16 protein-coding genes and 5 pseudogenes are annotated in these 24,061 nt (G+C 67.9%); 9 read left to right on the top strand and 12 right to left on the bottom strand.

The annotated features are described in order from the left end of the window. Positions 1-110: 110 nt before the first annotated feature. Complete coding sequence (gene groL / locus BMZ30_RS09560) at positions 111-1,745, top strand: chaperonin GroEL (RefSeq protein ID WP_093377906.1); 1,635 nt, start codon at positions 111-113, stop codon at positions 1,743-1,745. A 117-nt stretch (positions 1,746-1,862) separates the two neighbouring features. Here the strand turns inward: groL and BMZ30_RS09555 are convergent, their stop codons facing one another. The 3 genes from BMZ30_RS09555 to BMZ30_RS09545 form a co-directional block, all read right to left on the bottom strand. Then, entirely contained in the window at positions 1,863-2,561 is a 699-nt protein-coding gene (locus tag BMZ30_RS09555; protein WP_093377903.1) for an HD domain-containing protein, read from the bottom strand. A gap of 40 nt (positions 2,562-2,601) precedes the next feature. Continuing rightward, positions 2,602-4,038, bottom strand: coding sequence for a sensor histidine kinase (locus BMZ30_RS09550; RefSeq protein WP_229828743.1), 1,437 nt, complete (start codon positions 4,036-4,038; stop codon positions 2,602-2,604). A gap of 212 nt (positions 4,039-4,250) precedes the next feature. Next, the gene (locus tag BMZ30_RS09545; RefSeq protein ID WP_093377898.1) at positions 4,251-4,985 is read right to left on the bottom strand and encodes a response regulator transcription factor; all 735 of its coding nucleotides are present in this window, start codon (positions 4,983-4,985) and stop codon (positions 4,251-4,253) included. Between the two features lie 260 nt (positions 4,986-5,245). Between BMZ30_RS09545 and BMZ30_RS09540 the strand changes: the two genes are divergently transcribed. The 4 genes from BMZ30_RS09540 to BMZ30_RS09530 are packed head-to-tail and all read left to right on the top strand — an operon-like array spanning position 5,246 to position 9,837. Further along, entirely contained in the window at positions 5,246-6,196 is a 951-nt protein-coding gene (locus BMZ30_RS09540; protein WP_093377895.1) for a glycosyltransferase family 2 protein, read from the top strand. Beyond that, positions 6,193-7,497, top strand: a complete 1,305-nt coding sequence (locus tag BMZ30_RS09535) for a polysaccharide pyruvyl transferase family protein (protein WP_093377893.1) — start codon at positions 6,193-6,195, stop codon at positions 7,495-7,497. The genes BMZ30_RS09540 and BMZ30_RS09535 overlap by 4 nt, the downstream gene beginning before the upstream one ends. 47 nt (positions 7,498-7,544) lie before the next feature. Continuing rightward, positions 7,545-8,750, top strand: coding sequence for a lipopolysaccharide biosynthesis protein (locus BMZ30_RS13580; protein WP_143073173.1), 1,206 nt, complete (start codon positions 7,545-7,547; stop codon positions 8,748-8,750). Further along, positions 8,728-9,837 (top strand): EpsG family protein, encoded by a 1,110-nt coding sequence (locus tag BMZ30_RS09530; protein WP_093377890.1) that lies wholly within the window; start codon positions 8,728-8,730, stop codon positions 9,835-9,837. Before BMZ30_RS13580 ends, BMZ30_RS09530 begins: the two co-directional genes overlap by 23 nt. Before the next feature lie 199 nt (positions 9,838-10,036). Here BMZ30_RS09530 and BMZ30_RS09525 read toward each other — a convergent pair. Continuing rightward, positions 10,037-10,312, bottom strand: a pseudogene (locus BMZ30_RS09525) (transposase); the annotation flags it as partial. Between the two features lie 136 nt (positions 10,313-10,448). Between BMZ30_RS09525 and BMZ30_RS09520 the strand changes: the two are divergent. Then, positions 10,449-10,817: pseudogene (locus BMZ30_RS09520) on the top strand (helix-turn-helix domain-containing protein); the annotation flags it as partial. 24 nt (positions 10,818-10,841) lie between these two features. Here the strand turns inward: BMZ30_RS09520 and BMZ30_RS09515 are convergent. From BMZ30_RS09515 to BMZ30_RS09505, 3 genes and pseudogenes are all read right to left on the bottom strand, one after another. Then, positions 10,842-12,103, bottom strand: a pseudogene (locus BMZ30_RS09515) (IS3 family transposase). Positions 12,104-12,219: 116 nt separating this feature from the next. After that, a pseudogene (locus tag BMZ30_RS13930) lies at positions 12,220-12,540 on the bottom strand (ISL3 family transposase); the annotation flags it as partial. Between the two features lie 5 nt (positions 12,541-12,545). Then, positions 12,546-12,770, bottom strand: coding sequence for a helix-turn-helix domain-containing protein (locus BMZ30_RS09505; protein WP_093377885.1), 225 nt, complete (start codon positions 12,768-12,770; stop codon positions 12,546-12,548). Positions 12,771-13,236: 466 nt separating this feature from the next. Between BMZ30_RS09505 and BMZ30_RS09500 the strand changes: the two genes are divergently transcribed. The 3 genes from BMZ30_RS09500 to BMZ30_RS09490 all read left to right on the top strand — a co-directional run bounded on the left by BMZ30_RS09500 (position 13,237) and on the right by BMZ30_RS09490 (position 15,617). Next, positions 13,237-13,803, top strand: coding sequence for an NYN domain-containing protein (locus BMZ30_RS09500; protein WP_093377883.1), 567 nt, complete (start codon positions 13,237-13,239; stop codon positions 13,801-13,803). A gap of 186 nt (positions 13,804-13,989) precedes the next feature. After that, positions 13,990-14,418: a serine O-acetyltransferase gene (locus tag BMZ30_RS14045; RefSeq protein WP_093377880.1), complete on the top strand. Its 429-nt coding sequence runs from the start codon at positions 13,990-13,992 to the stop codon at positions 14,416-14,418. 86 nt (positions 14,419-14,504) lie between these two features. Continuing rightward, positions 14,505-15,617 carry a glycosyltransferase gene (locus BMZ30_RS09490; RefSeq protein ID WP_093377878.1) on the top strand — a complete coding sequence of 371 codons (1,113 nt, stop codon included), beginning with the start codon at positions 14,505-14,507 and terminating at the stop codon, positions 15,615-15,617. Positions 15,618-15,663: 46 nt separating this feature from the next. On the opposite strand, the pseudogene BMZ30_RS13575 reads toward BMZ30_RS09490, so the two are convergent. From BMZ30_RS13575 to BMZ30_RS09455, 5 genes and pseudogenes are all read right to left on the bottom strand, one after another. Further along, positions 15,664-16,876, bottom strand: a pseudogene (locus tag BMZ30_RS13575) (IS30 family transposase). A 129-nt stretch (positions 16,877-17,005) separates the two neighbouring features. Then, entirely contained in the window at positions 17,006-17,767 is a 762-nt protein-coding gene (locus BMZ30_RS09470; RefSeq protein WP_093377868.1) for a PspA/IM30 family protein, read from the bottom strand. 110 nt (positions 17,768-17,877) lie between these two features. Next, the gene (locus BMZ30_RS09465; RefSeq protein ID WP_093377866.1) at positions 17,878-19,950 is read right to left on the bottom strand and encodes a TPM domain-containing protein; all 2,073 of its coding nucleotides are present in this window, start codon (positions 19,948-19,950) and stop codon (positions 17,878-17,880) included. A 144-nt stretch (positions 19,951-20,094) separates the two neighbouring features. Next, on the bottom strand, positions 20,095-21,759 hold the full coding sequence (locus BMZ30_RS09460) for a DNA repair helicase XPB (protein WP_093377863.1): 1,665 nt from the start codon (positions 21,757-21,759) through the stop codon (positions 20,095-20,097). Then, complete coding sequence (locus BMZ30_RS09455) at positions 21,752-24,049, bottom strand: helicase-associated domain-containing protein (RefSeq protein ID WP_093377861.1); 2,298 nt, start codon at positions 24,047-24,049, stop codon at positions 21,752-21,754. Before BMZ30_RS09455 ends, BMZ30_RS09460 begins: the two co-directional genes overlap by 8 nt. Between the last annotated feature and the right edge of the window lie 12 nt (positions 24,050-24,061).

The raw sequence follows: 24,061 nt of genomic DNA, 5'->3' as shown, positions 1-24,061 counted from the left end.
CGACCGGTGAGGCCACCGGCCGCGACGTGACATGAACGTCGTCGGCACGGGACCGTCCGTCGCGGGCACCAGCCGGCCTCCATACGCCACCAGCGGAGGATCACACCCCAATGGCAAAGCTCATCGCCTTCAACGAGGAGGCACGTCGCGGCATGGAGCGAGGACTCAACATCCTCGCCGACACCGTGAAGGTCACGCTCGGCCCCAAGGGTCGCAACGTCGTCCTGGACAAGAAGTGGGGCGCCCCCACCATCACGAACGACGGCGTCTCGATCGCCAAGGAGATCGAGCTCGAGGAGCCGTTCGAGAAGATCGGCGCCGAGCTCGTCAAGGAGGTCGCCAAGAAGACCGACGACGTCGCCGGTGACGGTACGACCACCGCGACCGTCCTCGCCCAGGCGCTCGTGCGCGAGGGCCTGCGCAACGTCGCCGCCGGCTCGAACCCGATCGCCCTCAAGCGCGGCATCGAGAAGGCCGTCGAGGCCGTCACGACCGAGCTCATCTCCGCCGCCAAGGAGATCGAGACCAAGGAAGAGATCGCGGCCACCGCGGCGATCTCGGCCGGCGACCCCGCCATCGGCGCGCTCATCGCCGAGGCGCTCGACAAGGTCGGCAAGGAAGGTGTCATCACCGTCGAGGAGTCGAACACCTTCGGCCTCGAGCTCGAGCTCACCGAGGGCATGCGCTTCGACAAGGGCTTCCTGGCCCGCTACTTCGAGACTGACCCCGAGCGTCAGGAAGCGGTCCTCGAGGACCCGTACGTCCTGATCGTCGAGTCGAAGATCTCGAACGTCAAGGACCTGCTGCCGCTGCTCGACCAGGTCATGAAGGCCGGTCGTTCGCTGCTCATCATCGCCGAGGACGTCGAGGGCGAGGCGCTCGCGACCCTGGTGCTGAACAAGATCCGCGGCACCTTCAAGTCCGTCGCCGTCAAGGCCCCGGGCTTCGGCGACCGCCGCAAGGCCATCCTCCAGGACATCGCGATCCTCACCGGTGGCCAGGTCATCTCCGAGACCGTCGGCCTCAAGCTCGAGACCGCCACGCTCGACCTGCTCGGCACGGCCCGCAAGGTCGTCGTCACCAAGGACGAGACGACCATCGTCGAGGGCTCGGGCGACGCCGACCAGATCGCTGGTCGCGTCAACCAGATCCGTTCCGAGATCGAGAAGTCGGACTCCGACTACGACCGCGAGAAGCTCCAGGAGCGCCTCGCGAAGCTCGCCGGTGGTGTCGCGGTCATCAAGGCCGGCGCCGCCACGGAGGTCGAGCTCAAGGAGCGCAAGCACCGCATCGAGGACGCCGTCCGCAACGCGAAGGCTGCCGTCGAGGAGGGCATCGTCGCCGGTGGTGGCGTCGCGCTCATCCAGGCCGGCAAGCTCGCCTTCGAGACGGCCGCGATCCTCGAGCTCGAGGGTGACGAGGCGACCGGTGCGCAGATCGTGCGTCTCGCGATCGACGCCCCGCTCAAGCAGATCGCCATCAACGCCGGCCTCGAGGGCGGCGTCGTGGCGGAGAAGGTCCGCAACCTCCCCTCCGGTCAGGGCCTCAACGCCGCGACCGGCGTGTACGAGGACCTGCTCGCTGCTGGTGTGAACGACCCGGTCAAGGTCACCCGCTCCGCGCTGCAGAACGCGGCGTCGATCGCGGCCCTGTTCCTCACCACCGAGGCCGTCGTGGCCGACAAGCCCGAGAAGGCTCCGGCCATGCCGGGCGGCGGCGACGACATGGGCGGCATGGGCTTCTGAGCCTAGGCGCCTAGCAGACTGACACCGAGGCCCCGGCCTCCCCGCGAGGGGAGACCGGGGCCTTGGTGCGTCGGCCTCGAGCCAGGCGTCGGGCTCAGGTCAGGCGCGGCGCTCGACTCAGGCGTGAGAGAGGTTGGCGGCTTCCTTGGTCAGGCGCTGCAGCTCGGCCTGGAGGTTCTGCCGCGCGGCGTCCTCCCAGGCGGCGCCCAGGGGGCTGGAGAACAGCGACTCCCGGCTGAGCAGCTTGGTGATGATCGCGATCCGTGCACGCAGGTAGTCGGCCGTCGGGATGTGGGCGTACTCCTCGCGGACGTCGCGCACGTACGCCTTGTACTTCTGCGGCTCCGACGCCAGGACGGCGAGGTCCGCGTCGCAGAGGACGGCGCAGTCGTAGTCCGTGGTGTCCGGGCTGTGCCGCAGCAGCGCGGTCACGAGCTCGCCCACGCGGCGGGTCGACTCCTCGCCGACGCCCAGGGCGCTCAGCTCCTCCTGCGCGAGCAGCGCGCTGGCGGTCTCGTTCTCCCCGCCGCGGTTGGCGTACGCGGCCTTGACCGCGGCGTCGAAGATCGCCCCGTGGTACCAGGCGGCGAGCCGCACGAGCGCGGGCTCGTGGGTCTCCTCGACGAGCTCGTCGACGCGGTTCAGGACGTCCGCGAGGTGGCGGACGTCGTGGAAGCGACGGGTCGGGTCCGACCAGAGGTCGAGCAGCCGCTCGCCTGTTGCGCGGATCTCGCTCTCCGGTGCGGTGGCCCCAGCCTGGGTGCAGTCACGCAGCCAGGAGGAGATCAACCACTGAGGTGCGTCGGTGACGCCCATGACCAGCCTTCGTTGCAGGGGGCAATGCCAACGCAGCAGCCTACTCTGCGATGTCCCTTATCGCACCACCCCTGGGCAGACGCAGGACGATCGTCGCTCCGCCGCCCGGAGTCTCGTCGACGCGCACCGTGCCGCCGTGGGCGGTGACGATCGACTGCACGATCGCCATGCCGAGCCCGGAGCCGCCCGACGACGAGTTCCGCGACGGATCCACCCGGTGGAACCGTTCGAAGACCAGCTCCCGGTGCTCGGCCGGGATGCCCGGTCCGTGGTCGCGCACCTCGACGACGACGGCGTCGGCCTCGGGCAGGACCGCGATCTCGACCGGGGTCCCGGCGGGCGTGTGGGCCGCCGCGTTGCCGACGAGGTTCGTCAGGACCTGACGCAGGCGGGCCGGGTCGCCGACGACGAGCGCGGGCCCGGCGTCGTCGGGCACCAGGGCGGTGGCCCGGTCGGGCGCGACCGCTGCGAGGTCGGCGAGCGCGTCGCGCGCCGCCGCGGTGAGGTCGACCTCGTCACGGGCGAGTGGCCGGCCCTCATCGAGCCGCGCGAGCGAGAGGAGGTCCTCGACGAGGGCGCCCATCTGCACGGCCGAGCCCTCGATGCGGGCCATCGCAGCGGCGGCCTGCTCCTGGTCGCCGAGCGCGCCCATGCGGAACAGCTCGGCGTAGCCGCGGATCGTGACCAGCGGGGTCCGCAGCTCGTGGCTCGCGTCGGAGACGAAGCGCCGCATGCGCGCCTCCGAGGCCTGCTGGACGGCGAAGCTCTCCTCGATCTTGCCGAGCATCACGTTCAGGGACGCAGCGACGGAGCCGACCTCCGTGCTCGCGGGGATCGGCGGGATGCGCTGGCTCATGTCGCCGTCGGCGATCGCGCGCGACGTCGCCTCGATGACGCTCAGCGGTCGCAGCGAGCGGCGCACGGCCAGCCAGCTCAGCAGCCCGCCGAGGAGGGCGATCGACAGGCAGGTCAGCACGAGGATCTTGACGAGCTGGCCGCCGATCGCGTGCACGTCCGCGAGCGGGAGCGCGACGACGAGGTTGCCCGCGTAGCCGTCGTCGAGCGGGACGGCGACCGCGCGCCACGTCGTCTCCTGCGCGCCCATGATCAGGCCGATGCTGCGCTGACCCTCCACGGTGAACGGCTGCCCGTCGAGGAGCGGGCTGTCCGGCGCGACGTCGGGGATGACGGGGGCGCCCCATGCCGCGGTGCTGCGCCGGTCGTAGATGACGTGCGTGCGCCGGCCGTCCGCGCTCTGCACCTCGAAGTAGTACTCCGACGGCAGGGCGCTCGAGGCCGTCAGGGCGGCGATGTCGCGCGCGCCCGACTGCGCCGCCGACGCCGTCACCAGCAGCTGGCGGTCCAGCTGGTCGACGAGGTAGCCGCGCAGCAGCGTGGTCGCGGCGACGGTGCTGAAGGTCAGGCCGAGCACGAGCGCCACGACGATCAGCACCACCATCCGCGTGCGCAGCGACACCCGGCTCAGGCTCGCGCCGAACCCGGTGGACTCCGGGTCGTGGTCCCATGGATCGGCGGGGGGTGCCGGTGGGGCTGCTGGATCTGCTGCTGGCGCTTCCGCGGGTGGCGGAGGTGGTGGTGGCGGTGGTGGGACCGGGCCCGACGCGCGCGCGACGGGCGGTCCGGCAGCGCCGTCGTCGGGCGCCGGGGGGTGGGTGCTCACGGGACCGCTCAGCTGCCCGCAGGTGTGCGCAGCAGGTAGCCGACGCCGCGCTTGGTCTGGATCAGGGGGACGGGCGCGGGCTCGCCCGGCGCGGGCGGCACGTCGATCTTGCGGCGCAGGTAGGAGATGTAGGACTCGACGATGTTCGCCTCGCCCTGGAAGTCGTACTGCCAGACGTGGTCGAGGATCTGCGCCTTCGACAGCACCCGGTTGGGGTTGAGCATGAGGTAGCGCAGCAGCTTGAACTCGGTGGGGGACAGGTCGATCTCCCGTCCCGCGCGGCGGACCTCGTGGGTGTCCTCGTCCAGCTCGAGGTCGGCGAACCGCAGGACCGAGCCGTCGTCGTCGGACGCGTCCCGGGTGCGGCGCAGGACCGCCCGGATGCGCGCGATGACCTCCTCGAGGCTGAATGGCTTGGTGACGTAGTCGTCGCCGCCGACCGTGAGGCCGGTGACCTTGTCGGCGGTGTCGTCCCGCGCGGTCAGGAACAGCACGGGCACGTGGTGGCCGCCCTCGCGCATGCGGCGCGTCACGGTGAAGCCGTCCATGTCGGGGAGCATGACGTCGAGCAGGACCAGGTCCGGGTCGACCTCGCGGGCGAGGCGCAGGGCGGTGGCGCCGTCGGCGGCGACGTGGATCTCGAAGCCCGCGAACCGCAGCGAGGTGGCGAGGAGCTCGCGGATGTTCGGCTCGTCGTCGACGACCAGGAGCCGCGCCTCGGGGGTGACAGGACCAGCGCTCATGAGTCCAGCATGGCCCGGATCTCTGAGAGGTGCCTGGGAGTCGGCGCTCGACTGCTCCTCGCAGGTCGCGTGTGTCACAATGCATGGTGCGTCGCGCCCGCAGCAGCCTTGCGCAAAATCAAGACTCGTTAAACAGCAACATACATGACCCCTTCGGCCGCGGTGCCGATGTACAGAATGGAATTTCGGGCTTGATTCATGCAGGCGGCCGATGACTATGCATCGCAAGCTGAGTAATTTTGCGAGGAAGGAGCCCTGGCGTGACAAAGCACATCGCGATAGCCGAGAAAAGGTCGACAATGGAACCGCACGTGACGATAGCCATCCCGGTTGCCGGGAACTCGCGGGATGGCTTCCAAATGGCAGTGCGATCGGTGTTCGCGCAAACGCACACGCACTGGAGGTTGCTGATCGTTCTGGACGGAGCTTCGGCAGAGATCGCACAGCTAGCCACGACAATTAATGACGAACGTGTTCGTGTGATCGACGACGGGCTGCGCTGCGGTCTGGCGGCACGGCTAAATCAGATAGCAGAGGAGGCGGCTACTGAGTATCTATTCAGAATGGATGCGGACGATGTGATGAGAATGCGTAGAGTCGAAGTGCAGTTGAAAAGGCTCCGCGAAACCGACGAGTCCACCATAGTGGCATCCCGCGCAATCCAAATCGATGAAAATGCGGCGCCGCTCGGGTTGCTGCGAGAAGCCAACCTGGACGAGAACCAGATGGGCGCCGCTGGAGCGTTTGCAATAACGCACCCCACCGTGGCTGCTAGGACCCGATGGTTTCGAGACAACCCATACGACGAGAGCATTGCGCGTGCTGAGGACAAAGAGCTCTGGCTTCGCGCCGGGGAACGAAGCCGAGCGGTCCGGATCGACGAACCGCTCCTCTATTATCGCATACCACGCCCCTTCAATCGGGCGAAATCGCTGGCCACGCTGCACGATGACCGTGTGGTGCTGCGCCGTTTCGAACAAAAATGGTCACGACGGCGCGTCCAACTAGAGACACGTAGTTTGCTTCGCCAGTTGGTGATCGCCACCGTTGGCCCCGCATTATGGCCCTTAGCTTACAGGCGAAAGTTCCATCCCGCTACTTCGACTGAGCTCGACGGATACAGGAATGAACTGACGACGATTAGGTGTACTCATGTACCAGGGTGGCCAGGAGCTCGGGTATCTCAGACGAAAGGGGCCGACGCCGAATGAGCGCCTCCACGCAGGATAAGTCGCAAGTTGCAGGCAAGCCGTGGGTCCTAATCGGGAGCGCCAATGGATCGACGAATCTCGGTGATGAGTGCATGTGGCTCGCGGCGGCGCAGACCTTACGTGCGCATCTCCCCCATGCGCCAATATGGACTGACGCCGCACCAGGATGGGAACCACCTATTCCCAACGTACTAGTTCTCCCGTACGCGTTCCAAAGACTGCGAACCGGACGCGCGCTGTCCACGCTGATGCCGGGCAGAGTTGGCGCGTTCGCCGATGCGCTCGTGTCGCGCCCTTTTCGGGACCAAGTGGCGCGCAGGAGAGTGCGAAAGGAATTGCAAGACTCGAGTGTTTTGATTGCGCGTTGGCGCGAAGTCATCGCGAATTCAGCTGCACTTGTCTTCACCGGTGCAGGAGCTATCAATGACGACTACTCGGTACACGGCGTGTATTCTTGGGCGCTCCTGAGTAGAATTGCACGCGACCATGAAGTGCCTGTGTTGTTCCTAGGACAGGGTGTAGGTCCGCTCGAAAAACGCGTGAATAATGAGTGGGCAGCGAAGATGTTCTCCAGTGCCAAACATGTGTCGGTGCGCGCTGATTCCTCCCGGCGACTGTTGCTCGAGATGAAAGTACCGCCCGCGGTAGTTAGCGTTGAGCCGGATTGGGCGCTGGCTCTTGAAGGCGATGCGGATGCCGAGCGACAGGCGGAGATTCTGTTGCGGGATCTCGTCAGTGACGAGCGCTTCGTCGCATTCTCGATCCATCGGAGGGCCAGCACGTCACGTAAAATCTTACGTCGACTCGCGCGGCAGCTTGAAAGTGCGGCCGAGACGGCTAGGGAGCTAGGTCTGCGGGTCGTCTTCATTCCGAATATGACCGCGGGTCGATACTCAGACGACCGCGAAACCGCTAGGCTGGTGGTACGCGACTGGAAACCTGAGACGCGGTCCAATGTTGCGTTCTGGGATTACGAGGGAAGCCCGCTGGTTGTGAAGAGTGCACTTCGGCGCGCCGAGGCATTATTCTGTACGCGCTACCATCCGATGGTGTTCGCGCTATCCGAGGGCACGCCCGCGTTCGGGCTTTCTTTTGACCGGTACTACGATCAGAAACTGCAAGGAATATCGAGATTCTTCGATGTGAAGGGCAATGTGTTTCGGTTCGACGATGTGTCGGCGAACTGGTCTGAACTGTTGATCCGATCGACGGACTACGCGCCTTCACCATTGGGGAGCGACATCGCGAGAACGGTGCGAGCGCCGTTCGAGGTGTTCATCGAAACTGCGAGAACCGCGTAGAGCGGAGGGTCCCAGGGAGGCGCGTTGTGCGAACTCGTATGCATCTCATGGCAGCAGCCTTATCGCGATACGCGCTGCAGCTCGCTACTCTCACACTCGTTGCGGGACGCTTCGGCGTCGAAATGCTCGGCGCTTACGCCTTGGCGATGGCGATATCAGGTCCAATCTTTGTAACGTTGAGCTTGGGTTTGAGGAATCTCTACTTCACAGTGGAGGCCTCTACCTCGCGCGCCGCATTTACCCGGATCAGGTTGATAGCGGGCCTCGGGGGAGTCGCTTTGTGCTTAGGCCTCGGTGCTTTCTTACCTGAGCCTGGAATCCAGGTGTTGGGTCTAGTGAGTCTGGCGAAGTATCTAGAGGGCGTGAGCGATCTAAGACTCGCCTTCCTGCAACGCGAGGGGTCAATTAGAGCGATTGGCCTGTACGCTCTTGTGCAGTTGTTGGCTGCGATACTCTTGACGGCTGTGGCGGCGATATTCTCGATGGGTGCGTTGCAGAGCATTGCAGTCGTCCTTTGTGGGGGAACGGCTATGGGTCTTGCGACTGCGATGTGGGCGTCACGCATACAAAGTAGCCCGTCGCAGCCTGCCACGCGAACTGAGATCAGGTCGTTGGTCCACGGCGGCATCCCTTTGGGTGCTGCCTACGGTTTAGCAAACTTCACCTGGGCTATACCCCAGTACTTCCTCGCTGCTTGGAGCACCCCAGCGAATGTGGGACGGTTCGCTGTCGCGCTCTACATCGTAATCGCCGTTGAGTTTGTCGTGAACGCCTTCCAGCAAGCGTGGCTCGGGACGAACGGGCGCAGTGGTCCAGAAGGGTCGAAGGGCGGTCTGGCGCTAGGCTGCCGTCTACTGTTGCGTTGGTCCGGCGTTGCTCTTCCGATCGTCGCTTTGGGTATTGGATTCTATGGGCTCGGAGGTCCGGGTCTCTTGAATCCGTCTTTACGATTTACGACGATCGAACTCGCAGCCGTCGCAGGATGTGCGCTCGCGGTCCCGGGGTTCTATGCTATCGGTGCCGTGCTCATGCGGTCGAGATCCTATAGTGCCATGCCCATTCTGAATGCAATCGGTCTCCTTGGCATCATAATGGCCTGTTCCTTGCTCGTTCGCCACGAGCCCATATCGGGGGCTTTTGTTGGTGCGTTGCTTGGGCTGCTTGTCCGTCTCGGTCTCGGGCTCGGGCTGATCGCCCGCGCCGATACGGTCGGCGGCCAGGCTTCTCCGGATGTTGGGGATCGGCATGATTAGCTATGGCGCGCTTCTAGTTGCTGTGACACTGCTATTGACCTTCGGAGGGCTTTTCCAGCGAACATTAGAGGCTTCAACCCACCGCCGCGGGTCATTCTTTAATGGGTTCGATGCAGCCGCTGTCGGGATTCTCGTCCTATTCGCGGGCGTTCGGATTGGCGTGGGAACTGACTACTCTGCATACGAAACGGCCTACGCACTTAAGGTCGATTCTGAGGATCTTGCCGAAACCGTGCGTGTTAGTGATCATGACATCGGGTTTGCTGGACTACAGTTCATAGGCAAGGCGGCAGGGTTGGAGTTTGGCCACTTCGTCTTTCTTGTCTCTGCGCTGACAGTGTCGATCTCGGCGCTTGCTGTCTGGCGTCTCGGAACTAGTCCTCGTATTGCCCTATGGTTCTATGTGGCTTTCGCAACGTACTTGGTTCCGATGAATCTCATTCGGCAGGGATTGGCGATGGCATTCGTGCTCATGTTCGCCGGAGAGTTACAAAGACGAAGTCGATGGTCAATCATCTGGGCGTCTCTAGCGATAGTGTCGCACTACTCGTCAGCCGTGGCAGTTGTGGCATTGGTGGCGTTGAGGTTCGCTCCAGACGTTAAGGCGAAAAGTCTGATGGTGTATTTCATCAGCGGTGCTGCTGGGTTGCTAGCTCTTGTGTCCTCCGGGGCTATTGGTCCAATCGCAGCTTATCTGAATCCGCGTTACGCAGATTATGCGGTGTTCTCGGAGGTTACGGGCGGGTCAGGGTTTGGCACTGTGCTGAGCATGGTGTTCAGGATTGCGCTCGTCCTAATTTCCGCGATAGTGCTCGGGATGGACTTCGGTGGAAGATTCAACGGGCACTTAGCCCTCCAGGTCACTGTAGGTGCACTTATGCTGGTCGGTAGTTCTGTCATTCTTGAGCTAGCCCGGCTTGACCTCTACTTCTTTATGGCCGGCATTTTCTTGGCCGAGCGAGTGGTGCGGTCTAGAAAGCGGGCACTTCTCCCAAAGCTCGCGGTAGTTGTCGGAGCAGTTACCTACTATTTTACGTACGTCCACTCGTACGGGGGGCTCCTGCCATATGCGTGGGCGTTTGCTTAGGCCTTAGGCGTTAGGCTTTAGGCGTTAGGCGAGTGATGGGTTCCCGATCTGCCATCAGCGTGGTCCTGCCCTGAACGCGAAGTGTTGGCGGCTCGCGTTGTAATTCGCAGCCCCCGCGGTCTAGGTGTCGCCGGCTAGAACGTTGGCAGCGGCGAGGCCAGTCGAGGCTGCTAGAGCCTCTGAAGTGGATGTGGCTTGGTTAAGGGTCTTTTCGTCGATCTGGTGGGGACCAGGTGATTCTGCCGGCGGCGAGGAGCACGCGTAGTCGGTAGTTGTGGCGGTTGCGGTAGCCGCGTGCGAGACGACGGCAAAGTTCGAGGATCCCGTTCACGGCTTCGGTGCCGCCGTTGTTGGCTCGGTCGTTGGTGAAGTAGGCTAGGAACGCCGCGCGCGATTTGCGCAGCGTCCGTCCGAGGCGGGCGACTTCGGGGCTCGGGTAGGTGTGGAAGGTCGCGAGGATCGTCTTGGCCCGCCTGCTGTCAACGCCGAGTGAAAACTAGATGTTGTAGGTCCTGACGTAGGTGACACGCCGGGCGCAGGGCTTGAGGAAGGGGTAGGTCCCTGGCGGCAGGATGGAAGTACTCCTACTGCCCACCTGCTTGAAACCCCTTATGACCCACGCTAACGCGCCGTTGACCCCTGCCGGAAGACTGCGCCTGGTCGAGCGCTGCCAGTACCGCCCGATCGCGCACGTCGCGGCCGAGGCAGGCGTCGCGCGTCAGACGCTGACCAAGTGGCTGCGGCGCTATGAGACCCTCGGGGAGGCCGGGCTGGTCGACCGTTCCAGCGCCCCGCACTCGAGTCCCACGCTCACGCCCGCGGACGTGGTCGCGCGCATCGAGGGTCTGCGCCGCGCGCACAAGTGGACCGCCCGCCAGATCCACCTCGAGCTGGTCCGTGAAGGTCACCAGATCGCCCCGGTGACCGTGGCCCGGTGGCTGCGGCGCCTGGGGATCTCCCGGCGCCGCGACATTGAACCGCCCTGGGTCTGATGGAGGCTCTGATCATTTGATTTCGACCAGGGCCTTCGTGCCCTGCTGGGTATCGTAGAACGTCCTCTCGAACTCCGTCGGCGGGACGTCGCCGAGGTAGCCGTGCAGTCGTCGGTGGTTGTGCCAGTCGACCGATCCGAGGGTGGCCAGTTCGACGTCCTCGACGGTGCGCCACGGGCGCGCCCGTGCTGGCCCGCGGATCAGCTCGGCCTTGTAGTAGCCGTTGACCGTCTCGGCCAGGGCGTTGTCGTAGGAGTCCCCGACGGTGCCGATGGAGGGGACGGCGCCGACCTCTGCGAGGCGTTCTCCGTAGCGCACGGAGGTGAATTGAGACCCTGCGTCCGAGTGGCACCGCAGGCCCGTCAGGTGCGTGCCGCGTGACCAGCGGGCCATCTCGATGGCGTCCAGGACCATCTCGGTGCGCATGTGCCCCGCCACGCGCCACCCCACGATCGTGCGGGAGAACGCGTCGATGATGAAGCAGACGTAGGCGACCCCGGCGAACGTGGGCACGTAGGTCAAGTCGGTCACCCACAGCTGGTTGGGCCCGGTGGCGGTGAAGTCCCGCTTGACCAGGTCCGGATGACGCGCCGCGACGGGATCGGGCCGCGTGGTGCGCACCCGCTTGGTCCGCACCGCCCCGGCGATGCCCTCGGCTCGCATCAGCCGTGCGACCTGGTCTCGGCCCACGTCGTGCCCGGCTCGCCGGGCCGCCTTCCACAGCTTGCGCGCCCCGTAGACGCGATAGTTGTCCTCCCACAGGCCCCGCAGCGCCGCCCTGAGCTCGATATCGCGCACCGCACGAGCCGACGGGGCGCGGCTCTTCGCGGCGTAGTACGTGCTCACAGCCACCTTCACGCCCGCCTTCGACAGGACCCCGCAGATGGACTCGACTGTGAGACGCGCGCCGCCGTCGACGACCGCGTCGCGGTTGGCATCGATGAACGCCACTACCTCTTGTGCTGGCGGTCGAGCTCCGCCCCGAAGAAAGACGCCGCCCGCTTCAAGATCTCGTTCGCCCGCTTGAGCTCCCGGTTCTCTTACTCGAGCTCACGAATCCGCGTCACCTCGGTCGTGCTGACCCCGGGTGCGTGGCCGTCGTCGATGTCGGCTTGCTTGACCCACTGGCGCACGGACTCGGCGACCCGCTGGACCGTCCCGTGCTCAGTCCCCAGCTCTGCTCGCAGCGTGCGGACCATCCGAACCGCCGCGGCCTTCTCCTCTGCGCTGTAGCGCCGCGTCTGCGGCTTCCCAGGCGTCTGTTCCTTCGGCATGGCTCCATCCTCGTTTCCAAGGTCACGAGCCTCCAACAAACCCAGGGCGGTTCAGTGGCGAGACGGTCGAGTTGCTTGTCGGTGAGGTTCTCGGCCCCGGCGCGCAGGCGGCGTTGGATGCTGTAGAGCGGGTCGCCCTCGTGGCCCCGGTGTCCGAGGGTGTCCTGCTGGACGCGGCGGCGGACCTCGTCGACCACGGTGGTGCCGAGCTTGACGACGCGGAAGGCGTCCAGGACCGCGACGGTGTCCTCAAGTTCGGCGTCGATCGGACCCTTGTAACCTCCGAACGGGTCCAGCGCGGCGATCTTGATGCCGTTGCAGAAGTCGTCGCCGCGCTCGGTGAGCCAGTCGGCGTAGGTATTCTTCGACCGGCCGGGCACCAGGTCGAGCAGTCGGGCGTGGTCCTTGCCGTTCTTGTCTCGGGTGAGGTCGACCATCTCGGTCAGTTCGTTGGGTCCTCTCTTCCTGGGGTCCCGGTGGTGGGGTCAGCGGCGAGCCGCTCGAGTTCTGGCTTGTTCGCCCGCCCCAGCGTCCGCCAGCTCACCCCGAGCTGGCGTGCCAAGCCGGCGATTGTGGCGAGTTGGGTGCGCAGGGAGGTGATCGCCCAGCTGACCGCGCGGGTCGTGATTGAGCCTCGCGGTTGGACCAGGGCGTCCGCTTGCTCCATGAACGTTCCCCGCGAACACCCGGATCCGGACAGCGCCACATCCGTTGGCGCCAGATGAGTTGGACCGCGGTGGGGCCATTGGGGACGTCGTGCAACATCCGCCGGTGCCGACCGCGGCTCGGGGCGACGATCCCGCACGAGGGGCAGCCCATCAACTGCCACGCAGTCGAGACCGTCACCACCAACTGGTCGACGTCGCGTTCGACCCTCTCAACATGAACCGTGTCCTGCAGTCCGAGCAGGACGTCACAGTGCCGGCAGGGGACAGGAGTAGCACGCGCACCAGCGCACGCCGTAGCGTCGGACATGTCGAGGTCCTTGAAGGCGGATCAGTGGTTGGCGTTTCTGCTCCTCGGAGACCTCGACCCCTAGACCCCCACCGGTAACCGCGTGCCGCCGAGACCGTCGCCGTGTGACGCGCCCCTTCGCGCCTGGCGCATCCCATCCGTGGCCTAATCTTGGGGACATGGCTGAAGCTGCGCGCAAGACCTACCTCATCGTCGACGGCGAGAACATCGACGCGACGCTCGGCGTCAACGTCCTCGGACACCGGCCGACCCCCGATGAGCGGCCCCGATGGGACCGTATCTCGGACTTCGGCGCGAAGGTGTGGGGCCAGCCCGTCAGCGGCATGTTCTTCCTGAACGCCACGAGCGGGCAGATGCCCATGCCGTTCGTGCAGGCGTTGCTCGCCATGAGCTACCGCCCAATCCCGCTCGCCGGCGGTCCGGGCGACAAGGTCGTCGACATGGGTATCCAGCGGACACTCGAGGCCTTGGTCCCCCGCGACGCGGACGTGCTGCTGGCGAGCCACGACGGTGACTTCATCCCGCAGGTCGAGGCGCTGCTGACGCCCGGGCGCCGGGTGGGCGTGCTGTGCTTCCGTGAGTTCGTTAACTCTCACTTGGCACAGCTCGCCGACCGCGGCCTGGAGTTCTTCGACCTCGAGCACGAGATCGGCGCCTTCAATACGGCACTGCCACGCGTCCGGATCATCCCGATCGAAGAGTTCGACCCGCAGTTGTTCCTCTAAATTCGCAACATCCCGCGTCGGAAGCACGGTCGACCGAGGCACTTCGAAAACCACGCGGCTTCCGACTTCCGTGCGTTCGAGCAATCTGACACTACTACAGGAGGTCCACCTGTGCTTCTGAGCCAAGATCTGGCAGCAAACCTGCTCGGACACCCACGGAGCGTATCCCGCACCGCATCAACCATAATGACAGCCAGGTTCGCTTCGATCGCGCTGCACCGGGCCGCGTCGAGATTGGGGCGCCGATTTCCACTTGCAGCCAGCATGCTTAAACAAATCAATCAGGCCGCGACCGGAGCTGACCTGGCTTGGCAAGCAAGAATTGGCCCCGGCGCCATACTGTTCCATCCACAAGGGGTCGTGATTGGCCAGACTGTGACCATAGGCGCCAGGTGCCAAATTCAACAAGGCGTGACTATCGGCGGATTGGGACAGGCTGGCGCGATCGTTACGCCGATGCCGATGATAGGAAGTGGTGTACGCATCGGCGCAGGCGCTCGTATTCTCGGGGGCGTCAAGATCGGCGACGATGCAAATATCGGGGCCAACGCCGTAGTTCTGATCGATGTTCCGCCTGGGCGGACCGCCGTAGGCGTCCCGGCAAGAATCCGATAAGGCGCCGCACGAACTGGCGAACATGAAGCCGGTGCGCCCGCCTGCCCCGACGCCGAGACGAAGGTGTCGCATTCGAAGGAGTTGCGATGCAACCAAACACGAAAATGCCGAAAGGGACCATTCTCCACGTCACCCAACCGGGTGACGGCGGGGTTGCCCGAGTTGTCTCCGGGCTATCAAAATGGCAAGATGGTGAAGGTCATCGCGTCTACGTCGCGGGACCTCCGGGCACTCAGTTGCAAACTGAATTGTCGCCGACCGTGGCCCTCCTTCCTTGGAAAGCGAATCGCTCGCCAGCGCGCGGGCTCTTTCGGGAGACGCTCGCCCTTCGGCGGATAATTGCTCAGACAAATCCAGATATCGTTCATTTACACTCAGCCAAGGCGGGCCTGATCGGCCGTCTCGCCATCCGCGGTGGGATCGCCACGGTGTTCCAACCGCACGCTTGGTCGTTCTCTGCCACCCGCGGCATTGTGCGCCGCATGACAATTGCTTGGGAGCGTCACGCGGCTCGCTGGACATCAGATATAATCTGCCTCTCGAGCGAAGAACTCCGGCTCGCCAGAACAGTATCCGAGAATGTTCGCACTGTGATTCCCAATGGTGTCGACGTTGAGCATTGGTCCCCCCGCGCCAAACTAGGCGCCCGTCAACGACTATCCCTGCCGCCCGAAGCGGAAGTGGTTCTTTGCGTCGGCCGCCTCACAGAACAAAAGGGGCAACTCGAGTTCGCTCGAAGTTGGCGGACGCTGTTAAAACACCGACCGAATCTGGTGTTGGCACTCGTGGGCAGCGGGCCGCTCGAGGAGGCAATTCGCGCCGCCTACTCGGGTTGGCAGGTCATATATGACACCGACTGCTCAGACACACGTGATTGGATCGCCGCCTCCGACGTCGTCGTGGCGCCGTCGCTTTGGGAGGGCGCTGCACTGGTTCCGTTGGAGGCAATGGCGATGGACAGGCCTGTCGTCGGGTATGACGTAGGCGGTCTAGCAGCAGTCGTCGGACGTCCGGAGCTCGTACCGCCTCCGGGGGATGAGAAAAAGCTCGTGGAGGCTGTTCTTCTGGCTCTCCTAATGGACGAGCCATCCCGCACGCAGTTGAGCTCAAGAATCCGCGCACACTTCGGCTCGCACACCAGCTACCGGAGCCTGACCGAGGCTGCGCTGCTCGCCAGTCAATCCCACAAGGGCCAGTAGCGCCGTCTCGTCAGGATCGCGACAGGAACTTGACCTGATCGTGGGCTCATCGAGTGGCTGCAGGCAGCGTGGGTTTTTCGGGTGGTTCTTGCTGCCAGCAGGCTCGGTGTGCCGGCTCTTCGTCGATCTGGTGGGGAGTGACACGCTGGGCGTGATGGCGTTTGCGCGGCCGGTCGTTGAGTTCGGCGGCGACCTTGTCCAGGTATCCCGGACCCCACCTGGACAGGTCGCTGCCTTTGGGGAAGTACTGGCGCAGCAGGCCGTTGGTGTTCTCGTTCGACCCTCGCTGCCAGGGCGAGTGGAGGTCGCAGAAGTAGGTGTCCAGGCCGGTTGCTTCGGCGATCTGGACGTGCGGGACATCTCGATGCATTGGTCCCAGGTCATCGTCAGCCCCAGCTGGGCGGGCGGGTCAGCCATCTTGGCGATCATCGCCTCAGCCACGGCCTGGGTGCGATGGTCGGCGGGCAAGTGCAGCACGAGCACGAACCCGGTGGCCCGTTCCACCAACGTGCTGATCGCTGAAGCAGAGGTGACCGACCCCAGGATCAGGCCGCCTTCCTAATGCCCGGGCACTGCGCGGTCTTCGACGTCGGCAGGGCGTTCGGTGATGTTGATCATCGGGGGGATGCGCTCGCGGCGTTGTCCCTCAGGCCGGCGCGGGTGGCGCACGGCCCTGCCGGTGCGCAGCTGCTTGGTCAGGGCGCGCCGCAAGGCGCCGCGGCCCTGGACATACAGCGACTGGTAGATCGTCTCGTGTGACACCCACATCTCCGGATCGTCGGGGAAGTCCTCGCGCGACCGCCGGGAGATCTGCTCAGGACTGTGGTTCAACCGCAGTCGCGCTTTCAGCTCGCGGCGCAGGGCCAAATTCGTGGCCAGCCTGGCAGGTTGCGGCCGCGCGGGCCAACGCATCGGCATGCGCCTGGGCGGTGGAGGCCGGCCCGATACACCGGGCGATGCCGGTCGTTGGGGTTGCGCGGCAGCCGACGCAGCTCGCGAGAGACCGTCGAGGGGCTACGCCCGATCACGCGGGCGATCTCACGCACGGCGCGACGTTGTGCACGCTGCAACGCGATCTCCTCGCGCTCATGAATCGACAAGACCCGAGCGCGATGGCTCGCCGAGGCAGGTGGCATCAGGCCACCACGCTCGGCGAACCACCGCTCCCCGGTGCGCAACGACACGCCCACCGCTGACGCGGCGACCTCGCGCCCATCGCCAGCCCTGATGCGCGCCCAGAACCGGTACTGCACCTCCATCGCCTACCTCGGTCCACCAGGGCGACGACCTTCCACAGCGCCACGGGTGTTGCGACTACGCCCTGTACCCAAGCGCGTTCGACACCATCTTCATCCACTCAACGTCGAGCTGCTGGGTGGTGCGAGGGGTCAGGCGTTCGGGGACTCGATCTGGGCCGCCGTCGTCTGGCCGCTGATCGCGCGCTGCTTGAGCGCGGCCAGGCGCGCCTCGATCTCGATCTGGCCGGCGTCGGCCTCGAGCTCCTCGAACTGTGCGTCGAGCGACGACGCCGCGATCTCGGCGTGGCCGGCGACGCGCGCCTCCTCGCGGCGGACCTTGTCCTCGAAGCGCGACAGCTCGCTCGACGGGTCGAGGACGTTGATCGAGGAGATCGCGCCCTGGACGCTCGCCTGCGCCTCGGCGGACTTCGCGCGGGCCACGAGCTGGTCCCGACGCGAGCGCAGGTCGCCCAGCTTGCTCTTCATCGAGGTCAGGCCGGTCTTGAGCTTCTCGACGACCTCGGTCTGCGAGGCGATGGTGGGCTCGGCCTGCTTGGCCTCGGACTCCGCGGAGATCTGCTTGCTGAGCGCGACCTTGGCGAGGTTGTCGAACTTGTCGGCGCCAGCGGCGTCACCGGCCGCGCGCATCTGGTCGGCGCGCGACGAGGCGGCGAGCGCCTTGTTGCCCCAGTCCTCGGCCGCCGCGAGGTCCTCGCGGTAGTCCTGCTCAGCGAGGCGCAGGTTCCCGATGGTCTGCGCCACGGCCTCCTCGGCCTCCGCGATGTTGTTCGTGTAGTCGCGGATCAGCTGGTCGATCATCTTCTGCGGATCCTCGGCCCGGTCCAGCATCGCGTTGATGTTGGCCTTGGCGAGGGTGGCAACGCGGCCGAAGATGCTCTGCTTGGCAGTCATCGGATCTCCCTTTCGTCGGTCCTGCTGGTTCGATGGTCAAAACTTGTGGTCGTGCGCCCGAGGTGGCTCGTGCGCGCGGGTCTGCGTGCCGGGTGGTGCCGCCGGGAGGCTCAGAACCGGCCTCCGCCGCCGCTGAAGCCGCCGCCCCCGCCGCCGAACCCGCCGCCGCCTCCTCCGAAGCCGCCGCCCCCGCCGAACCCGCCGCCGAAGCCGCCGCCACCCCCGCGGCCGCCGCCCAGGATCGAGTCGATGAGGATGCCGCCGAGGATCATCCCGCCGACGTTCATGCCGCCCCCGCCACCGCCGCCGAACCCGCCGCCGCGGTTGTTCCACTGCTCGACCTCGGAGCGGGCGATGTGCTGGGCGTGGCCCGCGAGGCGCTCGGCCTGCTGCGCGGACGCGAGCGCGGTGACCGGGTCTTCGCGGCGCTGCTCGGCGGCAGCGTTGAGGTAGCGGCGCGCCTCGGTGATGCGGGTGCGGGCCTCGGGGCCGACGGCGCCGCGGCGGGTCGCGATGAACTGCTCGGTCGCGCGGATCTGGGAGTCGACGCGACCCATGACGTCGGCGAGCAGGGCGTCGGCGCGCATCGCCTGCTCGGCATGCTCGCGGTAGGGCGCGAGCGTCCCGTCGAGGGTGGCCTCCGCGCTGGTGAGCGCGGCCAGGGCGGCGAGCGGGTCCCCGCCGGACCGGGCCGTACGGCCCTGCTCGATCGCGCGGCGCGCGTCCTCGACCGCGATGGTGACGCCGCCGTCGGACGGGGCCAGGCGTGCGGCGTCGGACACGTCGGAGCTGATGGACACGAGCGCGGCCTCGAGCTTGGGCCCGGCGGCGGCGAGGTCCGCGCCGGCGGAGTCGACCGCGTCGAGGACCTCGGCGGCCTGCTGCACCGCGTGCTGCGCCGCGCGCAGGCGCACGACGGCGGTGGCACGGTCGCCGGACTCGATGCTCTGCCGCGCGGAGGCGACGACCTCCTCGGCGCCGGACAGCAGCTGCGCCGCCTGGTCCGGGTTCTGCGCGACGGACGCCAGAGCGCTCTGGGGGTACAGGGTGTGCAGGTGCGCGAGAGTCTCGTGCGCGGGGGTGAGGCGGGCACGGACCTCGCCGATGCGCTGCATGAGCTCGTCGGCCAGCTGGGGCGCGCGGGCCTGCATGCCCCGCAGCTCCTCGAAGGCGGAGGTCTGGGCGTCGAGCTGGTCCGACGCGTGCGCGCACCGCTCGATGATCTCGATCAGCATGGTGCGCTGCTGCGGCTCGGTCTCGGGGATCTCGTCGTCGAGCTCCTGGCGCAGCGAGAACGCGCGGTGCACGTCCTGCTTGGCCGCCGCGAGGGTGGCGGTGAAGTCGTCGGTGGCCTGCAGGCCGAACTGGGCCTGGGCGAAGGCGAGCTCCTCCTCGGAGGTCTTCACGGCGTCGTCGATCGCGACGAGCGCGGCGCCCGCGCGCTTGTTCAGGTCCGCGGTGGACAGGGCGGCGAGGCCCTCGGGCGTGGGGGCGGCGGCGGCCTGTGCGCGCCTGTTCTTGCGCGACGACGCCCAGATCGCGAGCGTGATGCCGCCGGCGATCACAAGGAAGATGACGAACCCGAGCGGGAAGCCGCCGCCCCCTGCGCCGTCCCCGCCGTCGACGGCCGTGCCCGACTCCGCGGACGCGATCCCCTCGGTCGCGGCGACCACGGCGCCGACCCAGTCGTCGGAGCCCAGCTGGTCCTCGACGTCGGAGCGGATCGACTGGAGCTGGCCCTCGCTCAGGCCGGAGTCGTCGCTCGCGGCGAGCGAGTACGCACGGTCCTCGACGTCGACGGCGAGCAGCAGGTCGTCCGTGCCGAGCTGGGAGTCGGTCGCGGTCTGCACGGCCCACGCGGTGGCGTCGCCACCGTTCATGTCCTCGGTGAACACGACCCACAGCTGGTACGGCGTGCCGTCCTCGAGGGTGGCCTGCGCGGCGGCGATCTCCTCGGTGTCGCTCGCGGAGAGCACGCCGGCGTCGTCGGTCAGGTCGTCGTCGAGCCGCTGGAAGGCCAACCCAGCCCCGAGGGGGCCGTGCTGCGTGGCGGCGAGCGCCGTCGTCGGCCCGTGCTCTGCCAGCGCGGGCGTGGCGGGCGACGCGACGGCTGGCGCCGCGACGGCGACGCCGAGCGCAGCGGTGAGCAGGAAGGATGGCAGCAGTCGAACGGGGGACGTCACCCGTCGATCATCGTCGTCCGAGCCGCCGCCCGCAACGGAGTCCGTCGAGGATCGGACTCTGTGGCCCTAACGATCGCGTGAGTGCGTGGTTTTGGCGGTCATTCCGACGACCAGGACCGCCAAAATCACGCACTCAGCGACGGTTCAGGACGTCGGGAGGTCTTCCGCGTCCGTGATCGTGTAGGCGTAGCCCTGCTCGGCGAGGAAGCGCTGGCGGTGGGCGGCGAACTCCTGATCGACCGTGTCCCGCGCGACCACGGTGTAGAAGTGCGCGGTCCGCCCGTCTGCCTTGGGGCGCATGATCCGCCCCAGGCGCTGGGCCTCCTCCTGGCGCGACCCGAACGACCCGCTGACCTGGATCGCGACCGACGCCTCGGGCAGGTCGATCGAGAAGTTCGCGACCTTGCTCACCACCAGCACCTTGAGCTGGCCCGTGCGGAACTCCTCGAACAGCCGCTGGCGCTCCTTGACGCTCGTCGCGCCGGTGATGACGGGCGCGTCGAGGTGGTTGCCGAGCTCCTCGAGCTGGTCGAGGTACTGCCCGATGATCAGCACCTGGTCGTCCGGGTGCTGCGCGACGAGCCGCTCGACCGTGCGCACCTTTCCCGCCGCCGACGCCGCGAGCCGGTACTTCTCCTCGGGCTCGGCCGTCGCGTAGACCATGCGGTCGCGGTCGGGCAGCGTGAGCCGCACCTCGACGCACTCCGCGGGCGCGATGTACCCCTGCGACTCGATGTCCTTCCACGGCGCGTCGAACCGCTTGGGGCCGATGAGCGAGAACACCTCGTCCTCGCGCCCGTCCTCGCGCACGAGCGTCGCGGTGAGCCCGAGCCGGCGCCGCGCCTGCAGGTCTGCGGTCATGCGGAAGATCGGCGCGGGCAGCAGGTGCACCTCGTCGTAGATGACCAGGCCCCAGTCGCGGGCATCGAGCAGCTCGAGGTGCGTGTACGCGCCCTTCCGCCGGGTGGTCATGACCTGGTAGGTGGCGATGGTGACGGGGCGGATCTCCTTGCGGGCGCCCGAGTACTCGCCGATCTCCTCGTCCGTGAGCGAGGTGCGCCGCAGCAGCTCGTCGCGCCACTGCCGCGCGGAGACGGTGTTCGTCACGAGGATCAGCGTCGTGGTGCCCGAGCGCGCCATCGCTGCGGCCCCGACGATCGTCTTGCCCGCCCCGCAGGGCAGCACGACGACGCCGCTGCCCCCGTGCCAGAACCCGTCCACCGCCTGGGCCTGGTAGGGCCGCATGCCCCACGGCTTGTCGCCGCGGGCGGGGTCGGTGGGGGAGAGGTCGATCGCGTGCTTCTCGCCGTCGACGTACCCCGCGAGGTCCTCGGCGGGCCAGCCGAGCTTGAGCAGCGCCTGCTTGAGGTGCCCGCGCTCGGAGGGGTGCACGACGACGGTGTCGTCGTCGATCATCGCCCCGAGCATGCCCGAAGTCTTCTTGGACCGGCGCACCTCGGCGAGCACGGCACGGTCGGTGGCGTGCAGGGTCAGGCCGTGCGCGGGGTGCGTGACGAGCTGGAGGCGGCCGTAGCGCGCCATGGTCTCGGCGACGTCGACGAGCAGGTTGTGCGGCACGGGGTAGCGCGAGTACTCGAGCAGCACGGACACGATCTGCTCGGCGTCGTGCCCGGCGGCCCGTGCGTTCCACAGGCCCAGCGGGGTGAGCCGGTAGGTGTGCACGTGCTCGGGGGCACGCTCGAGCTCGGCGAACGGCGCGATCGCGCGGCGGCAGGCGTCCGCGAGGTCGTGGTCGACCTCGAGCAGGAGCGTCTTGTCGCTCTGGACGATCAGCGGTCCGTCAGTCATGGGGCTCCTTGGGTGGGTCAGCAGCGCCGACGACGTCGACGCGCGCGACGCGGTGCACGGCGACGGTGAGCTCGGCCTCGCGGGCGACGTCGCGGGCCCGCAGGCGTCCGGCGTCGAGATGCAGGGGCCGCACGGTGCGCCGGTCGGGCCTGCCGGAGGCGTCGATCACGTGCAGCACGACGTCCCGTCCGGCGTCGATCGCCTCGCGCAGTCGGGTCAACGCGTCGCTCGGTTCCGATGTTCCCGGCTCCGCCGCACGGCGCCCCGGGGCGTCCGACGGCGCCGGCGCGGCCGAGCGCAGGCGCGCCACCAGGGCGGCGACGCGCTCACGGCGGACGTCGGCGGGCTCGGGCAGCACGGGGCCGGCGAGGTCGTGCGCGGCGCGCCCCTGGCCGGGGCGGCCGGCGCCACCGCGGGCCGAGGGGACGGCGACGGGCCGGGCGCCGTCGTCGGGCGACGGCGTGCCGGTGCCCTGGCGGACCACGGTGCCCTGGGCGCCGTCGGACACCGGCACGAGCCCGAGGGCGCGCAGGGCGGGCCCGAGCTCGTCGGCCGGGGCGCTCGCGACGAGGACCGTCGGGGCGAGCTCGCGCAGCCCGAGGGCGCGCAGCCGCGGGTTGGTCGCGAGGCCGGCGAGCAGTGCCGGGTCGTCGGAGCGGACGTAGCTGAGGGCCTCGCCCACGCGCAGGCGGCCGTAGCGGCGCATCGCGTCGCGCACGAGGTACTCGAGCGGCTGGGGGACGCCGGTGCGCGAGTGGTGGGCGAGCCGGGCGAGCAGGGCGTCGCCGTCGAGGCCGGCCTCGAGCGCGCCGGTCACCGAGGCGTCCGTGAAGCGCACGGTCAGGGCGCCGCCGCGCGACTCGAGCACCGCGGCGACGTCGAGGAGCGCGGCGAGCTCCCGGGTGGGGCGCCCGGGCACGATGCCGGTGAGGTCGCTCTGCAGCAGCAGGTCGTCCACCGCGGGCGGCAGCACCTGGGCCAGGGCCGACGCCGGGTCCTCGCCTCGCACCAGGGCCGCGCCGGCCGTGCTGATCGCCCCGTGCGCCGTGACTCCCAGCACCTGGGCCTCGGCGAGCAGCTGCTCGATCGCGTGCCGGGGCGGGACGGCACGCGGGGTGCGCCACTCGAGCACATCGAGGACGGCGTCGGCGCTCGCGGACCTGCCCGGGTGGTCCGTGAGCACCCCGAGCACGGCGGCGCGCAGCGGAGCCACCCACGGCCGCTGCAGGTCCGGGCCGAGCGGCGCGATGGCGGAACCGCGGGCATCGCGGGTGCCGATCAGCCACGGGGTGCGGGCCGTGGTCCACCAGGCGCGCACGAGCGCAGCCCAGCGCTCCGGGAGGTCCTGGGTGAGCCACTCCTCGGCGAGGAGCGTCGGCGCGTACCGGGCGACGGCGCCGCCGTCGTCGGTGACCAACCCCGCGGCGGCGGCGATCTCCAGGACGAGCCCGGCGGTGTCCTCGGGGACGTCGAGGCGGGTGGCGAAGCGGCGCAGGTCCCGGACGCCGAGCCCACCGGCGCGCAGGGCGGCGGGTGGCTCCGCGCGCCACGCCACGACGAGCTCGTGGACGTGGTGGACGGCGTCGTCGGCTGCCGTCAGGGACGCCGCATCGACGTGCTCCACGGGGACGGGCTCCGAGGTGATCGCGGGCGGGGCGTGCACGGCCGCGCGGTGGGTGCGGCCGCCGCGCAGGGCGAGCCCGACCTCGCGCGGGAGGAGCAGCAGGTGGCCGTCCGCGCGCTGGAGCAGGCCGCGGTCGACCAGGGCGTCGACCGCGGGTGCGGCACCCGGGCTGGCCGGCTCGCGGCCCACGGGCGGGCCCCAGGCGAGGGCGTCGAGGATCTCGCGGCTGCCCGCCGGGGCGTCGGTGAGGGCGTCGAGGTCGGCGGCCTGGCCGGTGACGGGGCCGAGGCCCGCGGGGTAGGGCCCGAGCAGCTCCGGGAGGCCGGGGGCGGGGTGCAGGTGACGCGCGCCCCAGACCAGGCCGCGAGTGGTCAGCCGGTCGACGACGTCGCCGAGCGCGGCCTTGGGGGCTCCGGGCAGCGCGCGGGCGAGGCGCGTGCGAGTGATCGGCTCGACCGGGTCGAGGGCGACGACGGCCTCGAGGACCTGGAGCGTGAAGGCGTCGAGCCGCGTGAGCGCCCGTTCCAGGCTGGACCGGTTGGTCGCGCGCGCGGTCAGCGACGCGAGGGACGTCGGCGCCGGGAAGGTGAGGTCGGGACGCGCCAGCAGCAGGGCGGTGAGCGCGGAGTCGGACAGTCCGCGCACGTGCTCGCTGAAGGTAGGCATCCGCACGATTTT

The sequence above is a fragment of the Flavimobilis marinus genome, assembly GCF_900113055.1.
GTDB lineage: Bacteria > Actinomycetota > Actinomycetes > Actinomycetales > Cellulomonadaceae > Flavimobilis > Flavimobilis marinus.
The sequence above is the reverse complement of the archived record's forward strand: the minus strand, read 5'-3'. Positions and strand labels throughout refer to the sequence as shown.

Coding starts and splice junctions, on each gene's coding strand:
- groL (WP_093377906.1), top strand. CDS start 111: ATGGCAAAGCTCATCGCCTTCAACGAGGAGGCACGTCGCGGCATGGAG.
- BMZ30_RS09555 (WP_093377903.1), bottom strand. CDS start 2,561: ATGGGCGTCACCGACGCACCTCAGTGGTTGATCTCCTCCTGGCTGCGT.
- BMZ30_RS09545 (WP_093377898.1), bottom strand. CDS start 4,985: ATGAGCGCTGGTCCTGTCACCCCCGAGGCGCGGCTCCTGGTCGTCGAC.
- BMZ30_RS09535 (WP_093377893.1), top strand. CDS start 6,193: ATGAGCGCCTCCACGCAGGATAAGTCGCAAGTTGCAGGCAAGCCGTGG.
- BMZ30_RS13580 (WP_143073173.1), top strand. CDS start 7,545: ATGGCAGCAGCCTTATCGCGATACGCGCTGCAGCTCGCTACTCTCACA.
- BMZ30_RS09530 (WP_093377890.1), top strand. CDS start 8,728: ATGTTGGGGATCGGCATGATTAGCTATGGCGCGCTTCTAGTTGCTGTG.
- BMZ30_RS09505 (WP_093377885.1), bottom strand. CDS start 12,770: ATGGAGCAAGCGGACGCCCTGGTCCAACCGCGAGGCTCAATCACGACC.
- BMZ30_RS09500 (WP_093377883.1), top strand. CDS start 13,237: ATGGCTGAAGCTGCGCGCAAGACCTACCTCATCGTCGACGGCGAGAAC.
- BMZ30_RS14045 (WP_093377880.1), top strand. CDS start 13,990: ATGACAGCCAGGTTCGCTTCGATCGCGCTGCACCGGGCCGCGTCGAGA.
- BMZ30_RS09490 (WP_093377878.1), top strand. CDS start 14,505: ATGCAACCAAACACGAAAATGCCGAAAGGGACCATTCTCCACGTCACC.
- BMZ30_RS09470 (WP_093377868.1), bottom strand. CDS start 17,767: ATGACTGCCAAGCAGAGCATCTTCGGCCGCGTTGCCACCCTCGCCAAG.
- BMZ30_RS09460 (WP_093377863.1), bottom strand. CDS start 21,759: ATGACTGACGGACCGCTGATCGTCCAGAGCGACAAGACGCTCCTGCTC.
- BMZ30_RS09455 (WP_093377861.1), bottom strand. CDS start 24,049: ATGCCTACCTTCAGCGAGCACGTGCGCGGACTGTCCGACTCCGCGCTC.